Consider the following 26,371-nt stretch of genomic DNA (forward strand, 5'->3'; position numbering starts at 1 on the left):
TGGATGTCCATCCATTCGAACGGACCGGGCCCGGCTCCGGGCTTCACGCGACGGGACGCGCTGCGCATGGCCGTCGCCGGCAGCGTCGGGCTGGGTGCTGCAGCCGTTCTGCCCGCGCGCGCCGCGGACACCGCTCCGGCTCCGCTGAAGGGCAACTTGAAGCACGCCGTTGCCCGCTGGACGTTCCCGCAGCAGTCGGTAGCCCAGCTCTGCCAGACGGTCAGGGACATCGGCTTTGCCGCCATCGACCTGGTCGGCCCGAAGGACTGGCCCACGCTGAAGGCCCATGGCGTTTACAGCTCCATGTGCAACGGCGCGGAAATCAGCCTGGAAAAAGGCTTCGCCGACCGCCGGTTCCACGATGAACTGGTGGCGCGCTACACGCGGCATATCGACCTGGTGGCCGATGCCGGCTATCGCAACCTGATCTGTTTTTCCGGCAATCGAAACGGCATGGACCCCCAGCAGGGCATCGCGCATGCCGAAGCAGGACTCAAGCGCATCCTCGGCCATGCCGAAAAGCGCGGCGTGGTGCTGGTGATGGAGCTGCTGAACTCCAAGGTCGACCATCCGGATTATCTGTGCGACCACTCCGCGTGGGGCGTTGAATTGTGCCAGCGGATCGGCTCGGCGCACTTCGGCCTGCTCTACGACATCTACCACATGCAGATCATGGAGGGCGACATCATCGCCACCATCGGCCGGCATCACGCATGTTTCAAGCATTACCACACCGCAGGCGTGCCTGGCCGGCACGAGATTGGAGACCAGCAGGAACTGCAGTACCCCGCCATCTGTCGCGCGATCCGCGACACCGGTTTCGATGGGTATCTGGCGCAGGAATTCATGCCTGCGGCGCCGGACCCCGTCGGCTCGCTGCGCGAGGCGATACGCCTCTGCGACGTCTGAAACGATATCCACCAAGGTGATGCAATACCCATGGCAGACAATCATTACGACGCGATCGTCGTCGGCTCCGGAATCAGTGGCGGTTGGGCGGCGAAAGAACTGGCAGAGAAAGGCCTCAAGGTGCTGATGCTCGAACGCGGACGCAACATCGAGCACGTCAAGGGCTACGTCAACGCGATGAAGGAGGCGTGGGATTTCCCGCACCGCAACCGGCCCACCCAGGCAATGAAAGCGGACTTTCCGGTGCTGATGCGCGATTACGGCCTGGCCGAGAATCTGGAAGGCATGTGGGCCGATGAGAAGGATTCGCCCTACATCGAGACCAAGCGCTTCGACTGGTTCCGCGGCTATCACGTGGGCGGCCGCTCGCTGATGTGGGGGCGGCAGAGTTATCGCCTTTCGGACCTGGATTTCGAGGCGAACCTGAAAGACGGCATCGCCACCGACTGGCCGATCCGCTACGCCGACATCGCGCCCTGGTATGACCACGTGGAGAAGTTCGCGGGCATCGCCGGCACGCGTGAGGGGCTGGACGTTTTGCCGGACGGCGAATTCCTGCCACCGATCCCGTTGAACATCGTCGAAAAGGACGTGGCCGCGCGGATCAAGAAGGCATTCGGCGGCACCCGGCACATGATCCACTCGCGCACCGCCAACATCACCCAGCCCAAGGTCGAACAGGGCCGCGTCAACTGCCAGTACCGCAACAAGTGCATCCTGGGCTGCCCGTTTGGCGCGTATTTTTCGACCCAGTCGGCGACACTGCCGGCGGCGATGAAGACCGGTAACCTGACCTTGCGGCCGTTCTCGATCGTCAAGGAAGTGCTGTACGACAAAGACCGCAAGCGGGCGCGTGGCGTGGAGATCATCGATGCCGAAAACGGACAGACCTACCAGTACACCGCCAACGTCATCTTCCTCAACGCGTCCTCGTTCAATTCAAGCTGGCTGCTGATGAACTCGGCCACCGATGTCTGGGATGGTGGGCTGGGCTCTTCGTCCGGCGAACTGGGCCACAACGTGATGGACCATCATTTCGGCGCCGGCGCCTCCGGCGCGGGTCGAGGGATACGATGACAAGTACTACTTCGGCCGTCGTCCCTGCGGCTTCTACGTTCCGCGTTTCCGCAACGTCGGCACGAATGACAAGCGTGGCTATTCCCGCGGCTTCGGTTACCAGGGCGGGGCCAGCCGCAACGGCTGGTCGCGCGAGATCGCCGAGCTGAACATCGGCGCCGAGCTGAAGGACGCGCTGACCCTGCCCGGCGACTGGCGCATCGGCATGACCGGATTCGGTGAAATGCTGCCCCACCACGACAATACGATCCGCCTGGACAGCGACAGGAAAGACAAGTGGGGGCTGCCGGTACTGGCGATGGACGTGTCCCTGCGCGCGAATGAAACGGCCATGCGCAAGGACATGGCCGCCGATGCCGCCGAGATGCTGGAGGCCGCCGGAGTCAAGGACGTGGAGATGCACGACAACGATTACGCGCCGGGCAAGGGCATCCATGAGATGGGTACTGCGCGCATGGGCCGTGACCGCAGGAGCTCGGTGCTGAACCAGCACAACCAGGTCTGGGATGCCCCCAACGTCTACGTGACCGATGGCGCCTGCATGACGTCCAGCGCCTGCGTGAATCCTTCGCTGACCTACATGGCCCTGACCGCACGGGCGGCCGACCACGCGGTGCGCGAACTGAAAGCGGGGAACCTGTGATGGACCGCCGTGAACTGCTGAAGATGATCGTCGCCGCCACCGGCGCGGCGATGGTCGGCCTGCCTGCGCTGGTCCACGGACAGGCGCCCGCCGCGGGGCCGAACAGCGCCTTCTCCGCCGCCGATATCGCCACGCTGGATGAGATCGCCGAAACGATCCTGCCGCGCACCGCCACGCCGGGAGCGAAGGACGCCGGCGCAGGTGCGTTCATGGCGCGGTTCGTCAGCGACTGCTACACCGCCGAGCAGCAGGCAGCGTTCCGCGCCGGCCTGGCCGATATCGACAAACGCGCCGGTGGCGGATTCGTATCGCTCGTCGCGGGCGACCGCACCGAACTGCTGCGCGGCCTGGATGCTGAAGCCCGGAAACGCGTTGCCGAGGTAGGCGAAACCGGCACCGCCGAGGCGGGCGAGAAAATCCCGCATTACTTCACCATGATCAAGCAACTGACCATTTTCAGTTTCTTTACCTCGAAAGTCGGTGCGACCGAGGTGCTCAAATACGTCGCCGTGCCGGGCCGCTACGACGGCGAGGTGCCCTACGTTCCCGGTACGCCTGCCTGGGCGACCGGCTGATGGCCCGGCACGTTCCGCTCATGCCTCCCACGCTTGGAACCCCTATGATCAAACCGCTTCTGGTGACGGCCGGCCTGCTGGCCGCAATTCCTGTGTTCGCGCAGTCCGGCGGCGATCCCGCGCGCGATCCGACCAGGACCGAAGTGTGGAAGCCGGTGCCTGCCAGCGTGGCCACGCCCGCGGGCGGCGCGCCCTCCGATGCGACCGTGCTGTTCGATGGCAAGGATGTATCCGCATGGGAGTCGGAGCAGGGCGGCCGCGTGCCGTGGCGGCTTGCCGACGGCGCGCTGACCGTGGTGCCGGGCAGCAAGGGCATTCGCACCCGGCAGCGCTTCTGCGATATCCAGCTGCACGTCGAGTGGCGCACGCCCGCTGCAACCGCAGGTTTCGACGGCCAGAACCGCGGCAACAGTGGCATCTTCCTGCAGGACCTTTACGAACTGCAGGTGCTGGACAGTTACCACAACCCGACCTATGCCAATGGCCAGGCCGGCTCGATCTACAAGCAGGCGATGCCGCTGGTGAACGCCTCGCGTGCCCCGGGCCAATGGCAGGCCTACGACATAATCTGGAAAGCACCGCGTTTTTCGCCAGGCGGCGGGCTGGTCTCACCGGCGCGCATCACCGTGCTGCACAACGGCGTGCTGGTGCAGGATGACACCGTGCTGGCCGGCAGGACCGAATACATCGGTGCGCCTTCGTATGCGCCGCATGACTGCGCGCCGATCTCCCTGCAGGAACACGATTCCGCGGTCAGCTACCGCAACATCTGGGTGCGCGAACTATGACCGCGCGGCGCCCTTGCGGCGCCGCGATCCTACTTGGCCAGGAAACGGGTGATGTCGTCGATTTCCTGCGCTGACAGCTGGGAAAACGGCGGCATCAGGCCGCCGCCCTTGCTGATCTTCTCCTTGATCTGCGCCGGTTGCAGGCGCTTGCCCACGTCGGTCAGCGCGGGGAACGTGGGCGGGACGCCCGCGCGGTCGGCACCATGGCAGGCCGTGCAATGGACAGCATAGAGCTGCGCGCCGGCGGCAGGGTCGTCCTTGCACCACGCGGGGTTCGCGAGGGCCGCCGCCGATAGCACCACGGCAAGTATCAGGATCTTTTTCACGTGGGGGTCCTTGGCGTGCTAGCGCGCTGCGCCGGCGGGCTGGGTGGCGGTCAGGTGTTCGCGCAGATAGTCCGCGCCGGTCTTGATGACGGCGGCCGGATCGCGTGGATGGTCGTGCTCCACGATGTACCACTGCACGCCGGCCGCTTCGGCGGCGGGCAGGATCGCGGGCCAGTCCAGCACGCCCTGGCCCACGGCAGCGAAGCCGTCCTCGTCTTCGGCCTGGCCTTTCGGCGCGTTGTCCTTGGCGTGTACCGCGAACAGGCGGCCCTGGAATTTTCCCAGCATCAGCGCCGGGTCATGGCCGGCGCGCGCTACCCAGGCCAGGTCCAGTTCGGTCTGCAGGTCGGGCCCGGCCGCGGCCAACAGCAGCTCCAGACCGGTCCTGCCGTTGAAGTCGACCAGTTCGAAATCGTGGTTGTGGTAAGCCAGATGCATGCCCTTGGCGCGCACCTGCTTGGCGATCCGGCCCAGTTCCTGGCCCAACGCCGTCCAGCCCGCGGCATCGGTGGGCCGGTCCTTTTCGTCCAGGTAGGGCACCACCAGCGTGGTGTTGCCGATCAACCGGTTGAACGCGATCACGCCATCCAGGTCCTTGCGCAGGTCGGCCAGCGCCACGTGGGATGAAATCGCCTTGATCGCATAGCGGTCCAGCAGCTGCTTGAGCTGCGCGGCACTGACATCCTGCGTGCCGACCGTCTCCACCGCATGCACGCCCGCGGCCTGGACGATCTTCAACTGCTGGTCCAGCGTGCCGGCGTCGCGCAGCGTGTACATCTGCACCGCGATGGGCTGCTGCGGGGCGGCGGCCTGGCCTGCCAAAGCGGGCAGGGCAGCGCACAACAGCAGGGCGAGGGTGGCGGTGCGTGCAGCGATGTTCATCAACAGATCCTCCGGGGATTCAACCGATGGGGGTCCAGGCGCGCGTCCTGGCCGATGCAATGACGCGGTCGACGATCAATGCCGAGCGCACGCCGTCTTCGAAGGTGGGCAGGCCCTGTGGCTGCTCGCCTTCGATGGCGCGATAGGTGTCGGCGACAAAGGCATCGAAACAGCCGCCGTAGCCCTGCGCATGCCCGGCCGGCAGCACCGAAAGCCGGCGTTGTTCGGCACTGCCGGCGCCCGGCCCACGCACGAAGATTTCCTCGCGCTGGTCGGGCAGGCCGATCCACAGCCGCTCGGCGTCTTCCTGGTTGAACGCCACGCTGGCACGGGCGCCATCGATCTCGAACCAGAGGCGATTGCGGCGGCCCGCCGATACCTGGCTGACCGTCAACGAGGCGAGCGTACCGGCGCTGGTCCTGAACATCGCCGCGGCCACGTCCTCGCTGGTGACCGGCTGCCGCGCGCCGCCCGCCGCCGGGGTGCTGAAGCTCTGCCCGGTCGGGGCACCACGTTCGTCGATCACGGTGGCGAAGGCCGCGCTGACGTCGACGAAGCGCGCGCCGCCGACCCATTCCACCAGGTCGCACCAGTGCGATCCGATATCGGCGAACACACGCGATGCGCCGCCCAGTGCAGGGTCCACGCGCCAGTTGTTGCTGGCCGGGTCCAGCAGCCAGTCCTGCAGGTAGCTGCCGTGGATCAGGTGCAGTGGCCCCAGCTCTCCCTGCGCGATGCGCGCGCGGGCCTCGCGCACCACCGGGTGGTAGCGGTAGACGAAGGGCACCGTGGCCACCCGCCCGCGCGCAGCGGCCAATGCGGCCAGTGCCTGCGCGTCCTCCAACGTGGTCGCCAGCGGCTTTTCGCAGATGACGTGCTTGCCGGCTTCCAGCGCTGCCTGCGCCATGCCGCGGTGCAGGTGGTTGGGCGTGCACACGTGCACCACCTGGACCTGCGGATCGGCGAGGACCTCATCGAGATCGCGGTACGCGCGCGGGAGGTTCCACGACTGCGCCACCTCGCCTGCGCGCTGCGCCGAAGAGGCGGCCACGCCGCGGACTGTGGCCCCGGCCAGCAGCGCGGCGCGTCGGTGCACCGCGCCGATCATGCCGGTGCCGACAATGGCGATTCCAAGCGTGCTCATCCAGTGGGCTCCTCAGGGCGTGGAAGGCGCGGCCGCGATGACCGGCCGGTCGCGGAACAGCAGCAGGAAGGCGATCAGCACGACCAGCGCGACGCCTGCCGGGAACAGCCAGATCTTCTGCCAGTCCGGACCGGCGGCGGTGGTGTAGTGCTCCACCACCGCGCCGGACAGGAACGTGCCGATCAACATGCCCACGCCGTACGTGGCCAGGGTGATGAACCCCTGCGCGCTGCTGCGCGCGGCGGGGCCGGCATGCGCATCGGTGTAGATCTGGCCGGTGACGAAGAAGAAGTCGTAGCAGATGCCATGCAGCACGATGCCGATCACCAGCAGCGAGAAGCCGCCGCCTGCGTCGCCGAAGGCGAACATGACATAGCGCAGCACCCAGGCCGCCATGCCGACGGCCAGCATCGTCTTGACCCCCAGCCGCACGAACAGGAACGGCATGGCCAGCATCAGCAGCACTTCGGACACCTGGCCCAGCGACTGCAGGCCCGCCGCACCGCGCACGCCCAGGTCATTGAGGTACGGGTTGGTGAAGTTGTAGTAGAACGCCAGCGGAATGCAGATGGCGATGGAGGCCAGGAAAAACACCAGGTAAGAGCGTGATTTCAGCAGCCGCAGCGAATCCAGCCCCAGGATCTGTCCCATGCCGGCATCGCGCTGGCGGGCCAGCGGCGGCGTGTGCGGCAGGGTGAAGGCATACAGGCCCAGTGCCAGCGAGGCGATCGACGCCATCTGGAAGGTCAGCTCGAGCCGATGCGCTTGTTCCCAGCCCAACCAGCCGATCAGCACGCCCGCCACGATCCAGCCGACGCTGCCGGCGACACGCACCAGCGGGAACTGTTTTTCAGGCGATTGCATGTGCCGCATCGCCACGCTGTTGGCCAGCGCCAGGGTCGGCATGAACAGCAGCATGTAGCCCATGACGCAGGCGGAGAACGTGCCGAAGTCGGTCGCCGTGGAGGCCATCCACATCAGCACCGCGCCGGCCAGGTGCAGCACCGCGAGGATGCGCTGCGCGGCGAAGTAGCGGTCGGCGACCAGGCCGACCAGGAACGGTGCCACGATGGCGCCGATGGACTGGCTGAGGAAGGCCGTCGCCACCTGGCTGGCGCTGGCCTGCAGCGGGCCCTGCACCAGGTACGTGCCCAGGGTCACGAACCAGGCGCCCCAGATGAAGAACTGCAGGAACATCATCGCGCCCAAGCGCGACATGGCGTACGTCATGGCTACCCCTCCCAGGGCGGTGATGGCTCAGATCCCCAGCATGCGATGCAGTGACTGCGTGTCCGCGCCGCTGTCGGCGAAGTCGTCGAAGGCCCGTTCGGTCACGCGGATGATGTGGTCGGCGATGATGGCAGCGCCTTCGCGTGCGCCATCTTCCGGGTGCTTCAGGCAGCACTCCCACTCCAGCACCGCCCAGCCCGGGAAATCGTACTGGGCGAACTTCGAGAAGATCGCCTTGAAGTCGATCTGGCCGTCGCCGAGCGAACGGAAACGTCCCGGACGGTCGATCCAGTCTTGGTAGCCGCCATATACGCCACTGCGCGCGCTGGGCCGATACTCCGCGTCCTTGACGTGGAAGATGCCGATGCGATCGTGGTAACGGTCGATGAAGCCGAGGTAGTCGATCTGCTGCAGCAGCAGGTGGCTGGGGTCGTACAGGATTTTCGCGCGCCGGTGGTGGTCAACCACGTCCAGGAAGCGCTCGAAGGTCGCGCCGTCATGCAGGTCTTCGCCCGGGTGGATTTCAAAACACAGGTCCACCCCGCAGGCATCGAAGGCATCCAGGATGGGGCGCCAGCGTCGGCCAAGTTCGGCGAAGGCTTCGTCCACCAGCCCGGGTGGGCGCTGCGGCCAGGGATAGAAGTACGGCCAGGCCAGCGCGCCGGAGAACGTGGCATGCGCGGTCAGCCCGAGGCGCTGGCTGGCCTTGGCGGCCAGCAGCAGCTGCTCCACCGCCCAGGCCTGGCGGGCGGCCGGATCGCCACGTTTGTCCGGCGGTGCGAAGCCGTCGAACAGGCTGTCGTAGGCGGGATGCACGGCGACCAGCTGGCCCTGCAGGTGGGTCGACAGTTCGGTGATCTGCACACCGTGTGCGCCGAGCATGCCGGCGATGTCATCGCAGTACGCCTGGCTGCGCGCGGCCTCGGCCAGGTCGAACAGGTGCGGCGCGCCGGTCGGTACCTGTACGCCGGAATAGCCCAGCCCCGCAGCCCAGCCGGCCAGCGTGTCCAGCCGGTCAAAAGGAGCGGTGTCTCCGATGAACTGCGCCAGGAACAGCGCGGGACCCTTGAGTGTCTTCAAGCGGGGTTACTCTGGATGCAATCGATTGCATTACCCTAGCAGCACGTCCCACGAAACCTGTTGTGCACTGCACAGCGGCAACCAGAACCGACCATGGCCACCATCTACGACATCGCAAAACACGTCGGCGTCTCCGCCGGAACGGTGTCGCGCGCGCTTTCCCGCCCGGACAAAGTGCTGCCGGCCACGCGCAGCCGCATCGAGCAGGCCGCCGCCGCGCTGGGCTATGTCCCCAACACGGTGGCCCGGACGCTGAAGACCCAGCGCAGCGGCAAGATCCTGGTCACCGTGCCTGACATCGCCAATCCGTTCTTCGCGCAGATCCTGCAGGGTGCGGAGGCTGCGGCGCAGGCGGTCGGCTACGCCGTGCTGCTGGGCGATACCCAGCATCAACCCGAACGCGAAGAACGCTACGCGCAGATGCTCCGGCGCAACGAGGCCGATGGACTGATCGTGCTGGGCCATCGCCTGCCCCCGACCGCGCGCGCGATCGTCGAGCAGTCGGGTCCCACCGCGCCGGTGGTCAATGGCTGTGAGTTCGATCCCGCGCTGGGCATTCCCAGCGTCCACATCGACAACGTGGCCGCCGCGCGCGCGGTGATGGAGCATCTGTATGGCCTGGGTCACGAGCGGATCGCGGTGGTCGGCGGGCCGACTGACAACCCACTTCACCAGCAACGGCTGGAAGGCGCCCGGGCCGCCGGCAAGGCGCACGGCCGCCTGCGCAGCCTGCGCGTCGTGCCGGGGGATTTCTCCGTGGAATCCGGCCATGCGGCGGTGCTGGCGCAGTTGGCCCGCACGCCTGCGCCGACGGCGATCTTCTGCTTCAGCGACCAGATGGCGCTGGGCGCGCTGGCGGCCTGCCGGGATCGGGGTATCCGCGTACCGGATGACCTGTCCATCGTCGGCTTCGACGATCTCGCGTCGTCCCGTTACCTGACGCCGGCGTTGACGACCATCCGGCAACCGATGCGGGACATCGGCGCCTGCGCGGTCAACCTGCTGCTGGCCATCATCGAAGGTCGGGACGTCCCGCTTCAGCAGACGCTGGCGTTCAGCCTGATGCTGCGCGGATCGACGGCCGGGCCCCGCCAGGGATGACGGCGCGGCGACAGCCCGGCAGGCGCGATACCCGCCGGGTTTCGTTGCTGGCATCACGCCACGGGATGCTCAGGCATCGCATCGCACGCCGACTTCATCGAATGCGATCACCACGTCCTCTATCGGGTAATCCAGGTCCAACGCGGCTTTGATGACGCCGCAGGCGCCGCTTTCAAACGTGCTGCTCGGTGTCCAGTAGTTCCGGTTGGCGGTCGCCATCGCAATGAACGCCATCCGGGTATCCCAGCCCTCGCGATGGGACAGCAGGTAGAAGGCCCTGTTGTAGACGCCGGACGAGTAATGATTGTTCAGGCCGGGGTAGAAATCGCGCGCGTGCCCGATCGACCTGCCGTCGCGCGTGGGGTCCTCGAAGTAACGAAGGGCGCCGTCACGCTTGATGATCTCGGCACCCACCAGGAAGTTGTTGCTGCCTTTCAGGTAATACTCGGCGGCTTCGCCAGCCATGTCCGAGAAGGCCTCGTTCATGCCGCCGGAATGCAGGGTGTTGTAGATCAGTCCCGAGTTCTGCTCGGTGAAGCCATGGGATACCTCATGGCTGACCACGTCCAGTGCAACGAGCGGATAAAACATGGACAGCCCATCACCGAAGGACATGACGCGCCCGTTCCATGTCGCATTCTCATAATTGCGTGCGTAATGGACCTGAAGCTTCAGTTGGAAGCGCAGCGGCGCGGTGTCCAGCCAGTCGCGGTACATGTCGAACACGGTGGTGCCCGCCGAGTGCGCATCGTTGAGTGGGGAGTAGGCGCCGTTGATCTGCTTTACCGTGTTCTGCGGGCAGGTGAAGCGGTGCGGCGCAGTGACTCCGAACACCTTGTGGTTCATGTCGATGGTGCGGACGTTGTCGTTTTCCAGGCTGCAGGTTTCGCCATCAGCGGTGATGTCGAGGTAGGGCGCGGTGGCGCCGTATTCGATCTGTCCGATCTTCTCGTTGCCGCCCGGGCCGATGCCGTTCTTCGCCGTGGCCAGGCCCTCCCACTGTGCAAGGACCTTGCCGTCCATCGCATCGACGATGGTGAAAGGGCGGGTGGCTGGCTGGTCTTCGCCCTCGGCCAGGAAATCCACCACCCATGCCAGCCGTGCCACGGCGTGCGCATCGAGGTGGATCATCAGGCGCTGGTTCTGGTTCTGTATCTGCATGCCGCCGGCGCGCATCCCAGGGGCACTGGCCTTGGCGATGGCCGCAGCCCGCGCACCGTCGATGCGGGGTGTCACATCTGGAAGATCGGCCTGCAGCGAGGCAACCGCCGTGCCGAACAGGCTGCGCACCTGGCCCGTGGCAGCGGTGGCGACCACCACATGTTCACCGAACACCGGTACGCCCTGGTGCAACTGTTCGAAGCGTTGGTGCTGCACGCCGTTGCGGTCGGTGTGGCTGGACAGCAGCTGCAGGCTGGAACCGGCATCCAGCCCGAGCATCGACGGCAGACCCGGGGCGGCAGCGCTGCCGCGGGCCAACGCCGGGGGTGCGGTGAGGTCGAGTCGATGCAGGGGAATGCGCTCGGCCGCCGCCGCGGGTACGGCGAGCATCGCGGCGGAAAGCAGAGTGAGGGACAGCATGCTGCGGGATGGCAGGTGGATCATGGGTGGCGCTCCTCGCTGGATGGATGCCGGAGCGGTAGCCCTGCGGGAAGAGCGTGTTTCCGGGAGATACCGCCGACGAGGACACCGTGTTTCGGGACGAGCGGCGCCGCAACGGCGCCGGATGCGATGGTCTGTAAGGGAGCAGCACGGGCCAGCAGGGTGCCAGGGGGGAAATGGCTTGAAATCCTGGCGTGATCCTCGCCTTCCCTTACCCTCGTGCACTTGAGTGTCTGACCCTTGGCGCCGCATTGCCGGGAAACTTGCCGGGGCTGGAGGGGGGGAGTGGATGACAGCCAGGCACGCAGGACGACCTGCATGCTGCAGTGCAACTTTTCAATTGTAGTATTATTTGATTAATTGCCGTCCAGGCCGATGGCCGCGTCGCACCGCATTTGAACCTGTGGAATGGTGGTGTCTCTGGAGTTTCCTGGCGTGGAGCGTGGATTGCATGGTGATGCTGGCAAACGCCCAAGGGCTACGGGCAGAGATCGCGCAGCGCGGCGCCGCCCTGGCGGGCATGTGGGTGCCGGATCGTGATGGGCAGCTCGCAGACGTGGTGCTGGGCCATGCCTCGCAGCGCCAGCGGACATCGGGTCGGGCGTTTCTCGGTGCCAGCATCGGAAGGGTGGCCGGGCGCATCAGCACGGCCGGCTTCATGCTCGGCGGCCAGCATCACCGGCTTGATTCGGTCGATGGCCTCACCACCCACCATGGCGGGCCCGACGGATTCGATGCACGGGACTGGCAGTGGCTGGGCGTGCGCCGTGACCGGGCGCGGCTGCAGCTGGTCAGCCCGCATGGCGACCAGGGCTTCCCGGGCGCGCTGACGGTCACCGTGGACTATCGGCTGGATGACACCGACACCCTGCACGTGCACTACGCCGCCACCTGCGACCGCCCCACGGTGGTCAACCTGACCCACCATCCGTTCTGGAACCTGGCGGGCGAAGGAGCCGGCGCGGTGGACGCGCATCTTCTGGCGCTGCCTGCGTCGCGCACGGTGGCGCTCGATGCTGCGCTGCTCCCTACAGGGCAGGTGCGCGACGTTGCCGACAGCGCGTTCGACTTCCGCCGCGCGCGCGTGATCGGCGACGCGCTGTCAGTCAGGGGCGATGCGCAGCTGCAGGTCGCCGGGGGCCTGGATCACTACTGGATTCTTGATACCCCGGCAGGCGCCGGCATTCGCGCGGCGGCGCGCCTGCATGATCCGCATTCCGGCCGCGTGCTGGACGTGTCGAGCGACCAGGCGGGCGTGCAGGTGTATTCGGGGAACTTCCTCGATGGCAGCCTGCAGGGTGCATCGGGCAGGCCGTACCACGCGCGCGCGGCCATCTGCATTGAACCGCAGGCCTTTCCTGATGCAATGAACCAGCCCGGCTTCCCGGACATCACGTTGCAGCCCGGTGCGGTCTACCGCAACCGCATCTGTTATCGCTTCAGCAAGGACACCCCATGAATGCAGTGATCGAGCCCGCCCAGCGGCTGGCTGGCAAGGTAGCCATCGTCACCGGTGCGGCCAGCGGCATCGGCCGTGCCATCGCCGGACTGTTCCAGTCGCACGGTGCCATCGTGGCCGGCTACGACCAGACCGCGCCCGGCGCCGATGACGCGGTTTGTGCGCTGTTCCAGCAGGGCGATGTCAGCGATGCCGATGCCGTGGCGGCCTTCGTGGAACGCGTGGTGTCAGCCTACGGCCAGGTTGACGTGCTGGTCAGCAATGCCGGCATGGATGTGTTTTCCGCACCGCTGGAGCTGTCTTCGCAGACCTGGCAGCGCAACCTGGACGTCAACCTTGGCGGCCATTGGAACTTCGCCCGCGCGGTGTTGCCGTGCATGCTGCGGCAGGGCAGGGGATCGGTGGTCAACATCGCCTCGGTGCACGGCCATCGCATCATCCAGGGCGCCTTCCCGTACAACGTGGCCAAGCACGCGTTGATCGGCCTGACCAAGGCGCTCGGCTTGGAGTACGCCGACAAGGGCCTTCGCTTCAACTCCATCTCGCCCGGGCTGATCCTGGTGGACCGCATCGAACGCTGGTTCGAATCGCAGCCCGACCCCGCGCAGGCACGCCGGGAACAGGAAGCGCTGCTGCCGCCGAAACGCATCGGCGAAGCGTCGGAAGTCGCCCAGACCGCGCTGTTCCTGGCCAGTGACGAAGCCCGCTTCATCAATGCCGCCGACATCCTGATCGATGGCGGCCGCAGCCAACTTTACTACTGAGCCAACCATGACCCCTTCCCCGCTCCCGCTGATCGCGATCCTGCGCGGCATCACCCCGGACGAGGTCCGTGCGCACGTGCGCGTGCTGATCGATGCCGGCATCAGCCAGATTGAAATACCGACCAACTCGCCGGACTGGCTGGGCAGCGTGCAGCTGGCCCTGCAGGAGGCCGACGGGCACGCCGAGGTCGGCGCCGGCACCGTGCTGGACATCGCCGACGTGGACCGCCTGGCGGACACTGGCGCGCGGCTGATGGTGACGCCGAACACGAACCCGGTGGTGATCGGGCATGCGCGTTCGCGTGGACTGGATATCGCAGCCGGGTTTGCCACCGCCAGCGAGGCCTTCGCTGCGGTGGCCGCCGGTGCGCAGCGCCTGAAGCTGTTCCCGGCCTCGCAGTTCGGCCCGGGCTATGTGCGTGCGCTGAAGGCCGTGCTGCCGGCCGATGTGCCGCTGTATGCAGTGGGCGGCATCGGCCCCGGCAACCTGGCCGAGTACCTGCAGGCCGGTTGCGCCGGTGCCGGACTGGGCGGGGAGCTGTACCGCGCCGGCCAGGATGCAGCTGCCACGGCCCAGCATGCGGACGCCTTCGTTGCTGCCCTGCGGAGGACCAACGCATGAAGATCACCCGCCTGAGTACCTATCGCGTGGCGCCGCGCTGGATGTTCCTGAAGATCGAGACCGACGAAGGCGTGGTCGGCTGGGGCGAGCCGGTCATCGAAGGCCGTGCGCGCACCGTGGAAGCGGCCGTGCACGAACTGGGCGAGCAGCTGGTCGGCAAGGATCCGGCGCGCATCAACGACCACTGGCAGGTGATGTACCGCGGGGGCTTCTATCGCGGCGGCGCGGTGTTCATGAGCGCACTGGCCGGCATCGACCAGGCGCTGTGGGACATCAAGGGCAAGGCGCTGGGCGTGCCGGTGTACCAGCTGCTGGGTGGGCTGGTGCGCGACCGCATGAAGACTTATTGCTGGGTGGGCGGCGACCGCCCGGCCGACATCATCGAACAGATCCGTGCACGCGTGGCGCTGGGCTATGACACCTTCAAGCTCAACGCCTGCGAAGAGATGCCGCTGCTGGCGCCCAGCCGCACCATCGACGCGGCCGTGGCCAAGGTGGCCGAAATACGCGAAGCGTTCGGCCAGAGCATCGAATTCGGCTTGGATTTCCACGGACGCGTGGGCTGGCCGATGGCCAAGACCCTGATCCGCGAACTGGAACCTTACCGCCCGTTGTTCATCGAAGAACCGGTGCTGGCCGAACAGGCCGAGTATTACCCGCGCCTGGCCGAACAGACCGCCATTCCGCTGGCGGCCGGTGAGCGGATGTTCTCGCGCACCGAGTTCAAGAGCGTGTTCGCTGCAGGTGGCCTGTCGATCGTGCAACCGGATCTTTCGCATGCCGGCGGCATCACCGAATGCATGAAGATCGCTGCGATGGCCGAGGCCCACGACGTGGCGCTGGCACCGCATTGCCCGCTCGGCCCGGTGGCGCTGGCGGCCTGCCTGCACGTGGACTTCGCCAGCTGGAACGCGGTACTGCAGGAGCAGAGCATCGGCATCCATTACAACGCCGATGGCGAGCTGCTGGACTACGTCAGGAACAAGGACGCCTTCACCCTGCACAACGGTTCGATGCTGCCCTTCACCCAGCCGGGACTGGGCGTGGAGATCGACGAGGAGGTGGTGGTCGAACGCGCACGCCGTGCCGGTGATTGGCGCAATCCCTTGTGGCGGCACGAAGACGGGAGCGTGGCCGAATGGTGAGCATGCGCGGGGACGGTATCCTGCCGACGGCCGCATTGGCGTTTGACAGCCGTTGCACGCTGGGCGAAAGCATCACCTGGTGTGCGCGCGAGCGCGTGCTGTGGTGGACCGACATCAACGGGCGACGGATCTGGCGCGGCAACCCGGATACCGGCAGCGCGCAGTGGTGGAGCACGCCGGGACGGGTGGGATCGCTGGCGCTGTGCGAATCGGGTCGGTTGCTGCTGGGCATGGAAAAAGCGCTGTATTTCGCCGATCCCTCGCGCGACGAACCCGGCGCAGGGTTGAACTGCGAGCAGGTGTGCGAGGTGCCGATGGACGGCGCCGCGCTGCGCATCAATGACGGTCGCCTGGACCGGAACGGCAACTTCGTGTTCGGCTGCATCAACGAAGATCCAGCGCGTGCGCGCACCGCGCGGTTCCATCAGTACTCCATCGCACAGGGGCTGCGCGCGCTGGCGCTTGAACCGGTGGCCATCGCCAACGGCATCTGTTTCGATCCTGATGGCCAGGGCCTGTACTACTGCGATTCGCTGCAGGGAAGGATCATGCACGCCGGCTACGACGCCGCCACGGCGACGGTCAGCGATCCGCGCGTATTCGCGGTGATCGACGGCGGAGCCGAGCCGGATGGGGCCGTCGTGGATGCCGACGGGCGGGTGTGGGGCGCGCAGTGGGGAGCGGGCAGGGTGGTGCGCTACTCCGCCGCTGGCGAGGTCGATCGGATCCTGCCGGTGCCGGCCCTGCAACCTACCTGCGTGGCGTTTGCCGGCGATGGTCTCGGCACCTTGTATGTCACTTCCGCCCGCGATGGGCTGGATGTGGCGATGCTGCAGGACCAGCCGACCAGCGGCGGGGTCTTCCGGGTTTCGCTCGAGGGTGCGCGTGGCCTGCCCGACCTGCGGTTCACGGACGCATGATCGCCATCGACTGGGGCAGCTCCAGCCTGCGCGCGTTCCGCCTGGACCGTGACGGACACCGCGTGGACAGCCGGCGCTCCGACCAGGGGCTGTTGAACGCCGATGGCCGTTTTGCCGAGGTGCTGGAGACGCTGATCGAGGGCTGGGACGATGCGCTGGTGGTGATGACCGGCATGGTCGGCAGCCGCCAGGGCTGGATGGAAGTGCCGTACGTGCAGGCGCCGGCAGGGGTGCAGGAGATCGCAGCGGGCATGTGCAGGCTGCAATCGGCGGCCGTCCCGCGCGAACTCTGGCTGGTACCTGGACTGAGCTGCATGGACGTGCACGGGATACCGGATGTGATGCGCGGCGAGGAGACCCAGTTGTGTGCCCTGCTGCCGGTGCTGGGGCCGGGCCGTCACGCCGTGCTGTTGCCGGGTACGCATAGCAAGCATGCACGCGTGGTGGATGGACGCATCGAACGGTTCAGCACCTTCATGACCGGCGAGCTGTTCGCGGTGCTGCGCCAGCACAGCCTGCTGGGCCGGATGATGGTCGATGCGCCACTGGATGCGGCGGCCTTCGCCGAGGGCGTGGCGATGGCCGCGCGCGACCGCAGCCTGCTGCATCAGCTGTTCGGCGTGCGCACCCGCGGGCTGTTCGACCAGTTGCAGCCGGCGCAGCTGGCCAGCTACCTGTCCGGCCTGCTGATCGGCACTGAACTGCAGGACCTCGATGCGCACAGCGCACCGGTGCACGTGATCGCGGCAGAGGGCCTGGCCGACGCCTACCTGTCCGCGTTGGCGCTGGTGGGCCGGACGGCGACGCGGCATGCCGAAGATGCCGTGGCCCGCGGCCTGTATCTGCTCGCACGGGCACGTGAGCTGCCGATGTAAGCGCAGGCGCAAGGCAAGGGGTTACTTGTTTCATCTCCGAACGCCGGTGGCACGCCACCGCACTCGTCTCAAGGAAGCAGGACATGCAACTTTCGGTGCTCGATACCTCCATCGTACTGGTCTACCTGGCCAGCGTATTCGTGTTGGCGCAGTGGGTTTCGCGTGAGAAAGCCGGCCACGCCAAGGACGCCAAGGACTACTTCCTGGCCAGCAAGTCGCTGCCGTGGTGGGCGGTCGGCGCCTCGCTGATTGCCGCCAACATCTCCGCCGAACAGATCATCGGCATGTCCGGTTCGGGCTATGCAATCGGCCTGGCGATCGCCTCCTACGAGTGGATGGCCGCGCTGACCCTGTTGATCGTCGGCAAGTGGTTCCTGCCGGTGTTCCTGCGCAACGGCATCTACACCATGCCGCAGTTCCTGGAGCAGCGTTACGGCAGCCGCATCCGCACGCTGATGGCGGTGTTCTGGCTGGGCCTGTATGTGTTCGTCAACGTCACCTCCATCCTGTGGCTGGGTGCGATCGCGGTCAGCCAGGTCACCGGCATGGACCAGATGCTGGCGGTGGTGCTGATCGGCGTGTTCGCGCTGCTGTACCAGTTGTACGGCGGCCTGAAGGCGGTGGCGCTGACCGACATCGTGCAGGTGTCGCTGCTGGTGCTGGGCGGGCTGCTGGTGACCGGTCTGACGCTCAGCCAGCTGGGCGAGGGCGCCGGCATCGTGGCCGGCGTGCAGCGTCTGTGGGAGGCGCATCCGGGCCACTTCGAAATGATCCTCAGCAAGGACAACCCGTTCTACAAGGACCTGCCGGGCATCAGCGTGCTGGTGGGTGGGCTGTGGATCATGAACCTCAGTTACTGGGGCTTCAACCAGTACATCATCCAGCGCGCGCTGGCGGCCAAGGACATCGGCGAGGCGCAGAAGGGCGTGCTGTTCGCTGCCTTCCTGAAGCTGCTGATGCCGGTCATCGTGGTGGTGCCGGGCATCGCCGCGGTGATGCTGGCACCGGGCCTGGACGCGCCGGACCAGGCCTATCCGACCATGATGCGGCTGCTGCCCACCGGCATCCTCGGCCTGGTATTCGCCGCGCTGGTGGCGGCGATCGTGGCGTCGCTCGCTTCGAAGATCAATTCAGTGGCGACCATCTTCACCCTGGATTTCTACGCCCAGCGCAAAGGACCGCATGACGAGGCCACGCTGGTGCGCGTGGGCCGCATCGCCGCGGCGGTGACGGTGGTGCTGGGCATCCTGGCCGCCAAGCCGTTGCTGGGCAGCTTCGACCAGGCGTTCCAGTACATCCAGGAATACACCGGCTTCTTCACTCCCGGCATCGTGGTGATCTTCCTGCTGGGCCTGTTCTGGAAGCGCGCCAACGAAGCCGGTGCACTGGCCGCGGCGGTGGGTTCGTTCGTGCTGTCGGTGGTGCTGAAGCTGGCCTGGCCGTCCTTGCCGTTCATTGATCGGGTCGGACTGGTGTTCCTGCTGGCGCTGCTGCTGGCGGTGGGTGTGTCCCTGGCCACGCCCGCTGCGCCGGCCAAGGACGTGGTGCGCACCGATGACGTGGTGTATGCAACACGCCCGTCCTTCAACGTGGGGGCCATTGCGGTCGTCGCGATCCTGATCGCCCTGTACACCCTGTTCTGGTGAGGAGAGAAAGCATGACCCGCACGACCCTGCTTGCCGTCGCATTGGCGTTGGTTCCGTTGTCCGGCATGGCCGCCGAGTCCCGCCAGGATCTGCAGCCCAGCGCACGCTTCAGCGTGTACGGACATGGTGCCGCGGCGACGCCGCCGATGGGCTGGAACCCGTGGAATGCGTTCCGTACCGAAGTCACCCAGGACAAGATCCTGTCGGTGGCCGAAACCATCAAGCGCAACGGCATGCAGCAGGCCGGCTACCGTTACATCAACATCGACGATGGCTGGTGGCTGCAGCGTCGTGCCGACGGCGGCATCCAGATCCGCACGAGCATGTTCCCGATGGCGGCCAGCCGCAGCGGGCCACCCAGCCTGCGGCCGTGGACCGACCACCTGCATGCGATGGGCTTCAAGGCCGGGCTGTACACCGACGTGGGGCGCAACGCGTGCTCGCAGGCGCATGATGCGCACAGCCCCAACCTGCCGGTGGGCACGACCGCGCAGCGCGAGATCGGCCTGGAAGGCTTCGAGGCCAGTGACCTGGCCACGATGTTCGGGGAATGGGGGTTCGACTACATCAAGGTCGACGCCTGCGGGCTGGCCGATTTCGGGCAGGGCAGCAAGGCGCTGGCGAGCGCGACCTACCGCGAAGGGCGGCCGTTGATCGTGCGTGGCGACGCCCAGGGCACCGACGCGGACAAGGTCGAAGGTGCATACGCGCGGGTCGGCAGGCTGCTGGCACAGCTCAATCCGGACAACGACTTCGTGCTGTCGATCTGTCCATGGGGCGAAGCCGGCGTGGGCAACTGGGGCGGCCGCCACGGCAACCTGTGGCGCACCAGCGCGGACATCGAAATGACCTGGGAGAGCATGCTGCACAACTTCGACACCGCATCGCGCCGGGAACTGTATGCCGGTCCGGGGCGCTGGAATGATCCGGACATGCTGGCGGTGGGGCTGGGCGAGTTCGGTGCCGACCACATGACCGAAGCACGCACTCACTTTTCGATGTGGGCCATCCTGGCAGCGCCGCTGCTGGTGGGCTTCGATGTGAACCATGCCACCCCCGCACAGGTGGCGCTGCTGTCCAATCCGGAGGTGATCGCGCTGAACCAGGATCCGGCCGGCAACCAGGGGCGCATCGTGGCCAGCGACGGGCCCGTGCAGGTGCTGGTCAAGCCGTTGTCCACCCGCGGCGAACGCGGCGTGCTGCTGTTCAACCGGGGCGAGGCAACGGTGCAGGCACGGGTGAGCGCTGCGCAGATGCTGCTCAGCGATGCAGCGCCCCTGCATGCCCGCGACCTGTGGGAACAGCGCGACATCTCTGCCACCGAAGGCGGTCTGGGATTCACCCTGCCAGCCCACGGCGCGGTGCTGCTGAAGGTCAGCGGGACGCCGGATACGCGCGACGGCATTTCACTGGGCGAGATCACCGGCCGCATCCATGTGGCGGTGGATGGCCTGCCCGGTTACAGCGCCCGGCCGGCCGAGGTATCGGGCACGCCGCGGGTGGACCGCACGCCGCAGGGCGAGCCGCTGCGCATCGCCGGCACGTCCTACGCGCGGGGGATCGGCATCCACGCCAACTCCCGTCTTGAAGTGCTGGCAGCGCGCGATTTCAAGCGCTTCACCGCGCTTGCGGGCGTGGATGACAGTGCCGCCGCCGCTTCGTCCAAGGTGGTGTTCAAGGTCTACGGAGACGGCAAGCCGTTGTTCACCAGCGCGCCAGTCGGGCGCGGCCAGGCACCGGTGCGGATCGCGGTCGGGCTGGACGGTGTGCAGGTGCTGGAACTGGTGGCCGAGGCGGCCAGTACGGCAGCAGGCGGCCCCGCTCCGGTGGTGGCCTGGGCCGGCGCGGGCCTGCAATGACCGCAGGCCCGCCGGGGGCATGCGCAGGGCCGGTCTATACTGGCGGCATGCAACAACCACGCGCCCCCGACCAGGTCCGGACATGATGGCGACGTCCAGTCGTAGCCTGCATGGGCAGATCGTGCATGAGCTGGGCAAGCTGATCGTGGCTGGCCAGTACAAGCCCGGGGAAATACTGCCGCGCGAAGAACGGCTGGCGGTGCAGCTGCAGGTCAGCCGCACCGCGCTGCGCGAATCACTGCGTGTGCTGGGGTCCAAGGGGCTGATCGAAACCCGCCAGAAGATCGGCACGCGGGTGCGGGAGTCCGAACACTGGAACCTGCTGGATCCGGACGTACTGTCCTGGCACGGCGCGGCGTTGCCCACGCTTGCGTTCGTCGAGCAACTGGCGGAGATGCGCGAACTGATCGAGCCGCCGGCAGCCGCGTTGGCCGCGCAGCGGCGAACCGATGCCCAGTTGGCGCGTATCGGCCAGGCGTACGCCGCGATGGCGGCGTCCGAAGACATGGAGGCCTGGGCGGCAGCGGACCTGCGCTTCCACCATGCCGTGCTGGACGCGACCGGCAATGCACTGCTGCGCCCGCTGTTCAGCGTGATCGAAACCGCGTTGGGTAGTTACCTGTTGCTGTCCGCGCGCAAGGCCGATGCGGACTTCAAGTATTCGCTGCCACGACATGCGCGCGTGCATGAAGCCATCGCCGCGCAGCAGCCCGAACAGGCCCGGCAGGCGATGCTGGAGATGATTGCCGATTCCCGCAGCAACCTGCGCAGCGAGGCGCCCGCACCGCGATGAGCACGATACCGCCCGAGGTGACCCTGGACGCGATCCATACCGGACGCGCAGTACCGTACACGCGGCCTGGAAGCTGCAGCGCGATCGCCAAATCGCCAGTCAGCCAGGCCGTGCGCATCCATGCCGAAGGCATCGAAGGCGATGAGCAGGGCGATCGCCGCGTGCACGGGGGGCCGGAAAAAGCGATCCATCACTATCCCTTCGACCACTATCCCTTCTGGCGCGAAGGACATCCGCATCCGCTGCTGGCGGGGAGTGGGGCCTTCGGCGAAAACTTTTCCAGCACCGGCTGGACCGAAGATACGATCCACCTGGCCGACGTGATCCGGGTCGGCACGGCCATCCTGCAGGTATCACAGGGCCGCCAGCCCTGCTGGAAGCTCAACGACCGCTTCGGGCTGCCGGACGTGGCACGCAGCATGCAGTCCAGCGGTCGCACCGGCTGGTACTACCGCGTGCTGGAAGGCGGGCAGGTGGCTCCGGGCGATGCGATGACGGTGGTGGAGCGGGTGTGCCCGGACTGGCCGTTGCGCCGGCTGGGCCATGTGCTGTTCGACCGGACGCTGGAGCGCAGCGTGCTGGAGGAAGCCAGCCGATTGCCGCTGACCGAATCGTGGAAGAAGCTGCTGTCCAACCGACTGCAGCGCAACGAAGTGGAATCCTGGCAGTCTCGGTTGCAGGGACCGGATAACCCGTAGCGGCGAAGGCAGCGGCAGGAGGCGCTGCCAACGTCGCTCGCGACGGCCCGGAGGGTGACGGTCAGGACGACCGGCATCGCCATGCCGGCGGCCTGCATCAGGCATCGCGGTGGAGGGGCGGATCGAACAAGGCATTCAACGTGGCGCCCGGCGTTGCGCCCTGCAGTCCGGCGAAGCTTCCCTGTTCCTGCAGCAACTGCGTGGCCTGCATGAAACCGCCCCAGGCCGCGCGTGCCAATGCACCGCCCAGGCTGACCCGCCGCACGCCCATCGCCGCGATGTCCTGCAGGGTGAACGCGCTGGGTCCACCGACCAGCAGGTTCACCGGCTTGGGTGCCACGGCGGCCACCACCGCCTCGATGTGCGTACGCTGCACGATGCCCGGTGCATACAGGCAGTCCGCGCCCGCATCGGCATAGGCGCGCAGGCGCAGCAGGGTGTCGTCGATGTCGGGTTGGCCGACGAAGAAATTCTCGGCACGACCGATCAGCATCACGTCTGCACCCGAACGGTCGATCGCCGCGCGCGCGGCACGCAGCCGGTCCAATGCTTCATCCAGGGGCCGCAGCGGCTGGAACGCATCCGGCCCGGCATCTTCGATGGACAGCCCGGCCACGCCGGTGTCGATCGCGCGCAGGACGGCACGTTCGACATCGGCCGGCGTCGCGCCGAAGCCATCACCGAAATCCGCGTTCAGCGGCAGCGAAGTGGCATCGACCATGTCGCGCAGATGCGCCAGTACCTGCTCCAGGCCCTCACCGCCATCGGCCTTGCCCTGGCTCCAGGCATGGCCGGAACTGGTCGAGGCCAGGGCCTTGAAGCCTGCGCTCTGCAGGTAACGCGCGCTGCCGACATCCCAGGGGTTGGGAAGTGCGAAGCAGCCGTGCTGGTGCAGGGCGCGGAACTGTCGGCGGCGTTCGCCGATATCGGGCGTGGGCATGCGGGAAATCCCGGTGGGCGGTGGAGGGAGTGTCAGGCTTGCGAAGCAAGATAGTGCAGTGCCTCGCCTACCGGCGTGCTGCCCGCGGTCAGTTCGATGATCGCCCGCGCAATGGTGGGGCGCTCGACCAGGGCCACCAGGGTAGCGGCCACGTCGGCACGCGGCACCTCGCCGTAGGCGATGGCCGGACCGGCCGTTACAAGCCCGCTGCCTTCGGCATCGGACAAGGTGCCCGGCCGCAGGATCACCCACTCCAGCCCGGACCCGGCCAGGTACACATCGGCCTGCTTCTTGACCTCCATGTAGACCTCGAAGGTGTCCGATACCGAGGTGCCGCGTCCGGCTTCCGGGAACGCAGAGACCAGCAGGAAGCGCTGCACGCCGGCACGCCGCGCCGCATCCACCGCGACCTGCAGTCCGCGCCCATCGATGGCACGCGTGGTCTCCACGCCGCCCTTGCCGCCGGCGCCGGCCGAAAACACCACGACGTCACTCCCGGCCAGCAGTTCGGCCAGGCCCGCCGCATCCAACTGCTGCAGGTCCCCGGACACCGGCAGCGCGCCATCGGACCGCAGTGCATCGGCCTGTTCCGCCTTGCGATGCAGGGCCCGCACGCGGTGGCCGCGCTCCGCCAACTGCCGCACCAGGTGCCGCCCGACCTTGCCAGCCGCACCCACAACAAAGACCTGGCTCATACCGAGCACTCCAGACAGGAAATGAACCCCCACCATGCCCCACCCAACGTTGCCACCATGTAGCGGCCGCGCGCAGCTCTTCTTTTCTTTTTTCCCAACCGCGGCCGGCGCAGTGAACCTGTCATGGGCCGGGCGGGTGGGGTTGGCAGGACGCTGAGCCGCATGGATGCGGCGATGCAGCCTACACGGACGTACTTGCGGCGTGTCCTGCCAACCCCACCCGCCCGGACCACCCCAGCACCCACGTCAAACGCCGCCCGCGAGGGGCCCAGCCGTTCGCAGCGGAACACTGCTTTCCGCACTGGAACCCCGGATACGAAATCAGTCACGATGCACGGCTATCGTCCCCACTGCTCCCCCTGGAACCCCCATCGTGCTGAGTGTCATCGCTTCCGTTCTCGCGCTGTACATCGTGCTGCGCCTGGTCTGGCCGCTGCGCCTGCCACTGCCCGTGCGTCTTGTCCTGGCCGTGCTGGTCTTCGCCATGGCCCTGCATCACCGCATCGTGGCCCAGTTCACCGGCACCATGGCCTCGCCTGAAATCCCGAAAATGGCCATCGCCGTGCTCGCCACGGGCTTTACCTCCCTGCTGCTGGGGGCGCTGTTCCTGCTGCTGCTGGATGCCGCCCTGCTGCTTGCACGCCTGCTGCGCTCGGCCAGCGCAACCGCGGCGTTGCGCGCGCGCTGGCTGCGGCCCACGGCTGGAATCACTGCGCTGGCGCTGGGCATCTTCGGGGTCAGCCAGGGCATGGCCGTACCCAAGCCGCGCAGCATCGACGTGGAGATCGCCGGCCTGCCGCCCGCGTTCGATGGCTACCGCATGCTGCAGCTGACCGATATCCATGCCAGCCGCCTGCTGACCGGCGACTGGGTGCGCAAGGTCGTGGCCGAAAGCAACGCGCTGAAGCCGGACCTGGTGGTGATCACCGGTGACCTGATCGATGGCACGGTCACTGCCCGTGCGGATGATTTCCAGCCGCTGGGTGGCCTGCAGGCACCGGACGGGGTCATCGCCATCACCGGCAACCACGAGTATTACGCCCAATACACGCAATGGATGCAGGCCTTCCGCGGCCTGGGCATGCAGGTGCTGGAAAACACCCATACCGAAGTGCGCCGTGGTGATGCGGCGTTGACCATCGCCGGGGTCACCGACCCGGTGGCCGCGCGCTATGACCTGCCGCAGCCGGACCTGGCCGCCGCGCTGCAGGGGGCCGACCCGCAGGCGCCGGTGATCCTGCTCGACCATCGCCCGCGCGAAGCACAGGCCAATGCGGCGCGTGGGGTGAAGCTGCAGTTGTCCGGCCACACCCACGGCGGCCACATCGTCGGCATGGACCAGCTGGTGAAGCGGGCCAACGGCGGTTATGTATCCGGCCGCTACCAGGTGGGCGACATGACCCTGTACGTGAGCAACGGCGCGGGCCTGTGGCCGGGCTTTGCCGCGCGCATCGGCGTGCCTTCGGAGATCACCCTGATCACCCTGAAGGCGGCGCCGACAGCGCGGGAATGATCTCCGCGCCGATCTGTTCGATGACCTCTTCGGCGGGCCGCCCGCCACTGAGGTTGAACATCACGTGGTCCACGCCGAGAGCATGCATGCGCTGCAGGTAGTCCCGAACGGCAGCGCTGCCGCCACGCAGGCCCAGTTCCAGCGGGGTGGCCGGCGCTGCAGGATCTTCCAGCAGCTGCAGCTGCGCGGACTGTACGAAGGGCTTGGTTGCACTGCCGAGCTTCTGCCGCAGGGCGTGCTGCCACAGTCCGATCCGGCCTTCCTGCGTGGCTTCTTCGCGATGGTAGGTGGCCCAGCCATCGGCATGTTCGGCGATCCACTGCAGGGACTGCCGGGCCGATCCCACGACCAGCATCGGGATCCGTGCGGCAGGCGCGGGCAGTACCGGATAGCCGACCTGCTGCAGCATCAGCGCACGCTCCTGTGCATCCGGCGACAGCGCCGCGCGCAGCAACGGCCAGCGCTCGCGGAACACCTGCGCGCGCTGCTCAAGCACGGCACCGAAGGCGGCGAACTCTTCGGGCCGGTCGCCCGAACCCAGCCCCAGCACGAAGCGCCCATTCGAGACGCGGTCCAGGCTCAGGGCGGCCTTGGCGATGTGCAGCGGGTGGCGCAGTGGCAGCACCGCCGCGGCCAGTCCGATGGCGATGCGCGAGGTGGCGGCGGCGAGCAGGGTGAGCCAGACGAAGGGATCATCGACGGCGCTGGCCTGCGGCGCGGCCGTGTCCGCAGGTGAGCGCTGCGGCACCATCAACGGGACATCGCGCGCCCACAGCGCGGCGAAACCCTGTGCTTCGGCCAAGCGTGCCAGCGCGGCCGCCCGGGGGGTGTCGGGTTGGGCGCCGGCGTCGCTGCCGACGGGCGTCATGAGCCCGAGCGTGACGCCTCCAGGAATGAAAAGGGTGTCGTAAGCGGCTTTGTATCGGGGCACGGGCATGCGTCCTTCCGGCAAGCCCTGCAGCCTAGCCGCAATGCCGTGCAGCAGGCGCCACGCCCGTTGGAATACTGCAGCCCAGTGGCGTACACGGTCTGTTCTTCACCTGCGCTGCGCTAGGGTGGCCGCTTCTGGAGCGGAGGCGGGCGGA

The 26,371-nt window shown here is 67.2% G+C and carries 24 protein-coding genes and 1 pseudogene; 16 read left to right on the plus strand and 9 right to left on the minus strand.

The features are described from left to right. Positions 1-3 precede the first annotated feature (3 nt). From QE373_RS04615 to QE373_RS04630, 4 genes and pseudogenes are all read left to right on the plus strand, one after another. Positions 4-909 carry a TIM barrel protein gene (locus QE373_RS04615; RefSeq protein ID WP_309689555.1) on the plus strand — a complete coding sequence of 302 codons (906 nt, stop codon included), beginning with the start codon at positions 4-6 and terminating at the stop codon, positions 907-909. Between the two features lie 30 nt (positions 910-939). Beyond that, positions 940-2,629 (plus strand): annotated as a pseudogene (locus tag QE373_RS04620) (GMC family oxidoreductase). Continuing rightward, a complete protein-coding gene (locus QE373_RS04625; protein ID WP_309684065.1) occupies positions 2,629-3,204 on the plus strand; it encodes a gluconate 2-dehydrogenase subunit 3 family protein in 576 nt (191 codons plus the stop codon). The pseudogene QE373_RS04620 and the gene QE373_RS04625 overlap by 1 nt, the downstream one beginning before the upstream one ends. A 44-nt stretch (positions 3,205-3,248) precedes the next feature. Beyond that, complete coding sequence (locus QE373_RS04630) at positions 3,249-3,992, plus strand: DUF1080 domain-containing protein (protein WP_309684067.1); 744 nt, start codon at positions 3,249-3,251, stop codon at positions 3,990-3,992. Positions 3,993-4,021: 29 nt separating this feature from the next. On the opposite strand, the gene QE373_RS04635 is transcribed toward QE373_RS04630, so the two are convergent. Genes QE373_RS04635 through QE373_RS04655 form a run of 5 tightly spaced genes read right to left on the minus strand, consistent with a single transcriptional unit; the run spans position 4,022 to position 8,654 of the window. Next, the gene (locus QE373_RS04635; protein ID WP_309684069.1) at positions 4,022-4,318 is read right to left on the minus strand and encodes a cytochrome c; all 297 of its coding nucleotides are present in this window, start codon (positions 4,316-4,318) and stop codon (positions 4,022-4,024) included. 18 nt (positions 4,319-4,336) lie between these two features. After that, positions 4,337-5,200 carry a sugar phosphate isomerase/epimerase gene (locus QE373_RS04640; protein WP_309684071.1) on the minus strand — a complete coding sequence of 288 codons (864 nt, stop codon included), beginning with the start codon at positions 5,198-5,200 and terminating at the stop codon, positions 4,337-4,339. A gap of 19 nt (positions 5,201-5,219) precedes the next feature. Beyond that, a complete protein-coding gene (locus tag QE373_RS04645) occupies positions 5,220-6,344 on the minus strand; it encodes a Gfo/Idh/MocA family oxidoreductase (RefSeq protein WP_309684073.1) in 1,125 nt (374 codons plus the stop codon). A 12-nt stretch (positions 6,345-6,356) separates the two neighbouring features. Continuing rightward, a complete protein-coding gene (locus QE373_RS04650) occupies positions 6,357-7,574 on the minus strand; it encodes a nucleoside permease (RefSeq protein ID WP_309684076.1) in 1,218 nt (405 codons plus the stop codon). A gap of 27 nt (positions 7,575-7,601) precedes the next feature. Further along, complete coding sequence (locus QE373_RS04655; protein WP_309684078.1) at positions 7,602-8,654, minus strand: sugar phosphate isomerase/epimerase family protein; 1,053 nt, start codon at positions 8,652-8,654, stop codon at positions 7,602-7,604. 93 nt (positions 8,655-8,747) lie between these two features. On the opposite strand from QE373_RS04655, the gene QE373_RS04660 reads away from it, so the two are divergent. Next, positions 8,748-9,755, plus strand: coding sequence for a LacI family DNA-binding transcriptional regulator (locus tag QE373_RS04660; protein ID WP_309684080.1), 1,008 nt, complete (start codon positions 8,748-8,750; stop codon positions 9,753-9,755). Between the two features lie 69 nt (positions 9,756-9,824). Here QE373_RS04660 and QE373_RS04665 read toward each other — a convergent pair whose 3' ends face one another. Further along, the gene (locus tag QE373_RS04665; protein WP_309684082.1) at positions 9,825-11,360 is read right to left on the minus strand and encodes a M4 family metallopeptidase; all 1,536 of its coding nucleotides are present in this window, start codon (positions 11,358-11,360) and stop codon (positions 9,825-9,827) included. 454 nt (positions 11,361-11,814) lie between these two features. Here QE373_RS04665 and QE373_RS04670 point away from each other — a divergent pair, with 454 nt between their 5' ends. The 10 genes from QE373_RS04670 (at position 11,815) to QE373_RS04715 (ending at position 22,138) form a co-directional block, all read left to right on the plus strand. Continuing rightward, entirely contained in the window at positions 11,815-12,816 is a 1,002-nt protein-coding gene (locus QE373_RS04670) for an aldose epimerase family protein (RefSeq protein WP_309684084.1), read from the plus strand. After that, on the plus strand, positions 12,813-13,580 hold the full coding sequence (locus QE373_RS04675) for an SDR family oxidoreductase (RefSeq protein WP_309684086.1): 768 nt from the start codon (positions 12,813-12,815) through the stop codon (positions 13,578-13,580). Before QE373_RS04670 ends, QE373_RS04675 begins: the two co-directional genes overlap by 4 nt. 7 nt (positions 13,581-13,587) lie before the next feature. Continuing rightward, entirely contained in the window at positions 13,588-14,202 is a 615-nt protein-coding gene (locus tag QE373_RS04680) for a 2-dehydro-3-deoxy-6-phosphogalactonate aldolase (protein ID WP_309684088.1), read from the plus strand. Next, complete coding sequence (gene dgoD, locus QE373_RS04685) at positions 14,199-15,347, plus strand: galactonate dehydratase (RefSeq protein WP_057509055.1); 1,149 nt, start codon at positions 14,199-14,201, stop codon at positions 15,345-15,347. Before QE373_RS04680 ends, dgoD begins: the two co-directional genes overlap by 4 nt. 2 nt (positions 15,348-15,349) lie before the next feature. Beyond that, a complete protein-coding gene (locus tag QE373_RS04690) occupies positions 15,350-16,267 on the plus strand; it encodes an SMP-30/gluconolactonase/LRE family protein (RefSeq protein WP_309684090.1) in 918 nt (305 codons plus the stop codon). Continuing rightward, positions 16,264-17,142 (plus strand): 2-dehydro-3-deoxygalactonokinase, encoded by an 879-nt coding sequence (locus tag QE373_RS04695; protein WP_309684093.1) that lies wholly within the window; start codon positions 16,264-16,266, stop codon positions 17,140-17,142. The genes QE373_RS04690 and QE373_RS04695 overlap by 4 nt, the downstream gene beginning before the upstream one ends. Positions 17,143-17,225: 83 nt before the next feature. Next, a complete protein-coding gene (locus QE373_RS04700; protein WP_309684095.1) occupies positions 17,226-18,788 on the plus strand; it encodes a sodium/sugar symporter in 1,563 nt (520 codons plus the stop codon). A gap of 11 nt (positions 18,789-18,799) precedes the next feature. Beyond that, positions 18,800-20,647: an NPCBM/NEW2 domain-containing protein gene (locus tag QE373_RS04705; RefSeq protein ID WP_309684097.1), complete on the plus strand. Its 1,848-nt coding sequence runs from the start codon at positions 18,800-18,802 to the stop codon at positions 20,645-20,647. Between the two features lie 85 nt (positions 20,648-20,732). Next, on the plus strand, positions 20,733-21,440 hold the full coding sequence (locus QE373_RS04710; RefSeq protein WP_309684099.1) for a FadR/GntR family transcriptional regulator: 708 nt from the start codon (positions 20,733-20,735) through the stop codon (positions 21,438-21,440). Next, positions 21,437-22,138 (plus strand): MOSC domain-containing protein, encoded by a 702-nt coding sequence (locus QE373_RS04715; RefSeq protein ID WP_309684101.1) that lies wholly within the window; start codon positions 21,437-21,439, stop codon positions 22,136-22,138. The genes QE373_RS04710 and QE373_RS04715 overlap by 4 nt, the downstream gene beginning before the upstream one ends. Before the next feature lie 97 nt (positions 22,139-22,235). On the opposite strand, the gene QE373_RS04720 is transcribed toward QE373_RS04715, so the two are convergent. Together QE373_RS04720 and QE373_RS04725 are read right to left on the minus strand one after the other, a co-directional pair. Then, on the minus strand, positions 22,236-23,078 hold the full coding sequence (locus tag QE373_RS04720; protein WP_309684103.1) for an isocitrate lyase/phosphoenolpyruvate mutase family protein: 843 nt from the start codon (positions 23,076-23,078) through the stop codon (positions 22,236-22,238). 32 nt (positions 23,079-23,110) lie between these two features. Further along, positions 23,111-23,773: an SDR family oxidoreductase gene (locus tag QE373_RS04725; RefSeq protein ID WP_309684106.1), complete on the minus strand. Its 663-nt coding sequence runs from the start codon at positions 23,771-23,773 to the stop codon at positions 23,111-23,113. 373 nt (positions 23,774-24,146) lie between these two features. Here QE373_RS04725 and QE373_RS04730 point away from each other — a divergent pair, with 373 nt between their 5' ends. Continuing rightward, complete coding sequence (locus tag QE373_RS04730) at positions 24,147-25,286, plus strand: metallophosphoesterase (protein ID WP_309684107.1); 1,140 nt, start codon at positions 24,147-24,149, stop codon at positions 25,284-25,286. Here QE373_RS04730 and QE373_RS04735 read toward each other — a convergent pair. Continuing rightward, the gene (locus QE373_RS04735) at positions 25,252-26,154 is read right to left on the minus strand and encodes a TIGR03571 family LLM class oxidoreductase (protein ID WP_309684108.1); all 903 of its coding nucleotides are present in this window, start codon (positions 26,152-26,154) and stop codon (positions 25,252-25,254) included. The two genes, QE373_RS04730 and QE373_RS04735, sit on opposite strands and share 35 nt — an antisense overlap. Positions 26,155-26,371 lie beyond the last annotated feature (217 nt).

Origin of the sequence: Stenotrophomonas sp. SORGH_AS_0321, assembly GCF_031453215.1 — a bacterium.
GTDB lineage: Bacteria > Pseudomonadota > Gammaproteobacteria > Xanthomonadales > Xanthomonadaceae > Stenotrophomonas > Stenotrophomonas chelatiphaga.

What these genes read in the sequence shown, in the direction of transcription:
- QE373_RS04615 (WP_309689555.1), top strand. Translation starts at nt 4, where the DNA reads ATGTCCATCCATTCGAACGGACCGGGCCCGGCTCCGGGCTTCACGCGA.
- QE373_RS04625 (WP_309684065.1), top strand. Translation starts at nt 2,629, where the DNA reads ATGGACCGCCGTGAACTGCTGAAGATGATCGTCGCCGCCACCGGCGCG.
- QE373_RS04630 (WP_309684067.1), top strand. Translation starts at nt 3,249, where the DNA reads ATGATCAAACCGCTTCTGGTGACGGCCGGCCTGCTGGCCGCAATTCCT.
- QE373_RS04640 (WP_309684071.1), bottom strand. Translation starts at nt 5,200, where the DNA reads ATGAACATCGCTGCACGCACCGCCACCCTCGCCCTGCTGTTGTGCGCT.
- QE373_RS04645 (WP_309684073.1), bottom strand. Translation starts at nt 6,344, where the DNA reads ATGAGCACGCTTGGAATCGCCATTGTCGGCACCGGCATGATCGGCGCG.
- QE373_RS04650 (WP_309684076.1), bottom strand. Translation starts at nt 7,574, where the DNA reads ATGACGTACGCCATGTCGCGCTTGGGCGCGATGATGTTCCTGCAGTTC.
- QE373_RS04660 (WP_309684080.1), top strand. Translation starts at nt 8,748, where the DNA reads ATGGCCACCATCTACGACATCGCAAAACACGTCGGCGTCTCCGCCGGA.
- QE373_RS04665 (WP_309684082.1), bottom strand. Translation starts at nt 11,360, where the DNA reads ATGATCCACCTGCCATCCCGCAGCATGCTGTCCCTCACTCTGCTTTCC.
- QE373_RS04670 (WP_309684084.1), top strand. Translation starts at nt 11,815, where the DNA reads ATGCTGGCAAACGCCCAAGGGCTACGGGCAGAGATCGCGCAGCGCGGC.
- QE373_RS04675 (WP_309684086.1), top strand. Translation starts at nt 12,813, where the DNA reads ATGAATGCAGTGATCGAGCCCGCCCAGCGGCTGGCTGGCAAGGTAGCC.
- QE373_RS04680 (WP_309684088.1), top strand. Translation starts at nt 13,588, where the DNA reads ATGACCCCTTCCCCGCTCCCGCTGATCGCGATCCTGCGCGGCATCACC.
- dgoD (WP_057509055.1), top strand. Translation starts at nt 14,199, where the DNA reads ATGAAGATCACCCGCCTGAGTACCTATCGCGTGGCGCCGCGCTGGATG.
- QE373_RS04690 (WP_309684090.1), top strand. Translation starts at nt 15,350, where the DNA reads ATGCGCGGGGACGGTATCCTGCCGACGGCCGCATTGGCGTTTGACAGC.
- QE373_RS04695 (WP_309684093.1), top strand. Translation starts at nt 16,264, where the DNA reads ATGATCGCCATCGACTGGGGCAGCTCCAGCCTGCGCGCGTTCCGCCTG.
- QE373_RS04700 (WP_309684095.1), top strand. Translation starts at nt 17,226, where the DNA reads ATGCAACTTTCGGTGCTCGATACCTCCATCGTACTGGTCTACCTGGCC.
- QE373_RS04705 (WP_309684097.1), top strand. Translation starts at nt 18,800, where the DNA reads ATGACCCGCACGACCCTGCTTGCCGTCGCATTGGCGTTGGTTCCGTTG.
- QE373_RS04710 (WP_309684099.1), top strand. Translation starts at nt 20,733, where the DNA reads ATGGCGACGTCCAGTCGTAGCCTGCATGGGCAGATCGTGCATGAGCTG.
- QE373_RS04715 (WP_309684101.1), top strand. Translation starts at nt 21,437, where the DNA reads ATGAGCACGATACCGCCCGAGGTGACCCTGGACGCGATCCATACCGGA.
- QE373_RS04720 (WP_309684103.1), bottom strand. Translation starts at nt 23,078, where the DNA reads ATGCCCACGCCCGATATCGGCGAACGCCGCCGACAGTTCCGCGCCCTG.
- QE373_RS04725 (WP_309684106.1), bottom strand. Translation starts at nt 23,773, where the DNA reads ATGAGCCAGGTCTTTGTTGTGGGTGCGGCTGGCAAGGTCGGGCGGCAC.
- QE373_RS04735 (WP_309684108.1), bottom strand. Translation starts at nt 26,154, where the DNA reads ATGACGCCCGTCGGCAGCGACGCCGGCGCCCAACCCGACACCCCCCGG.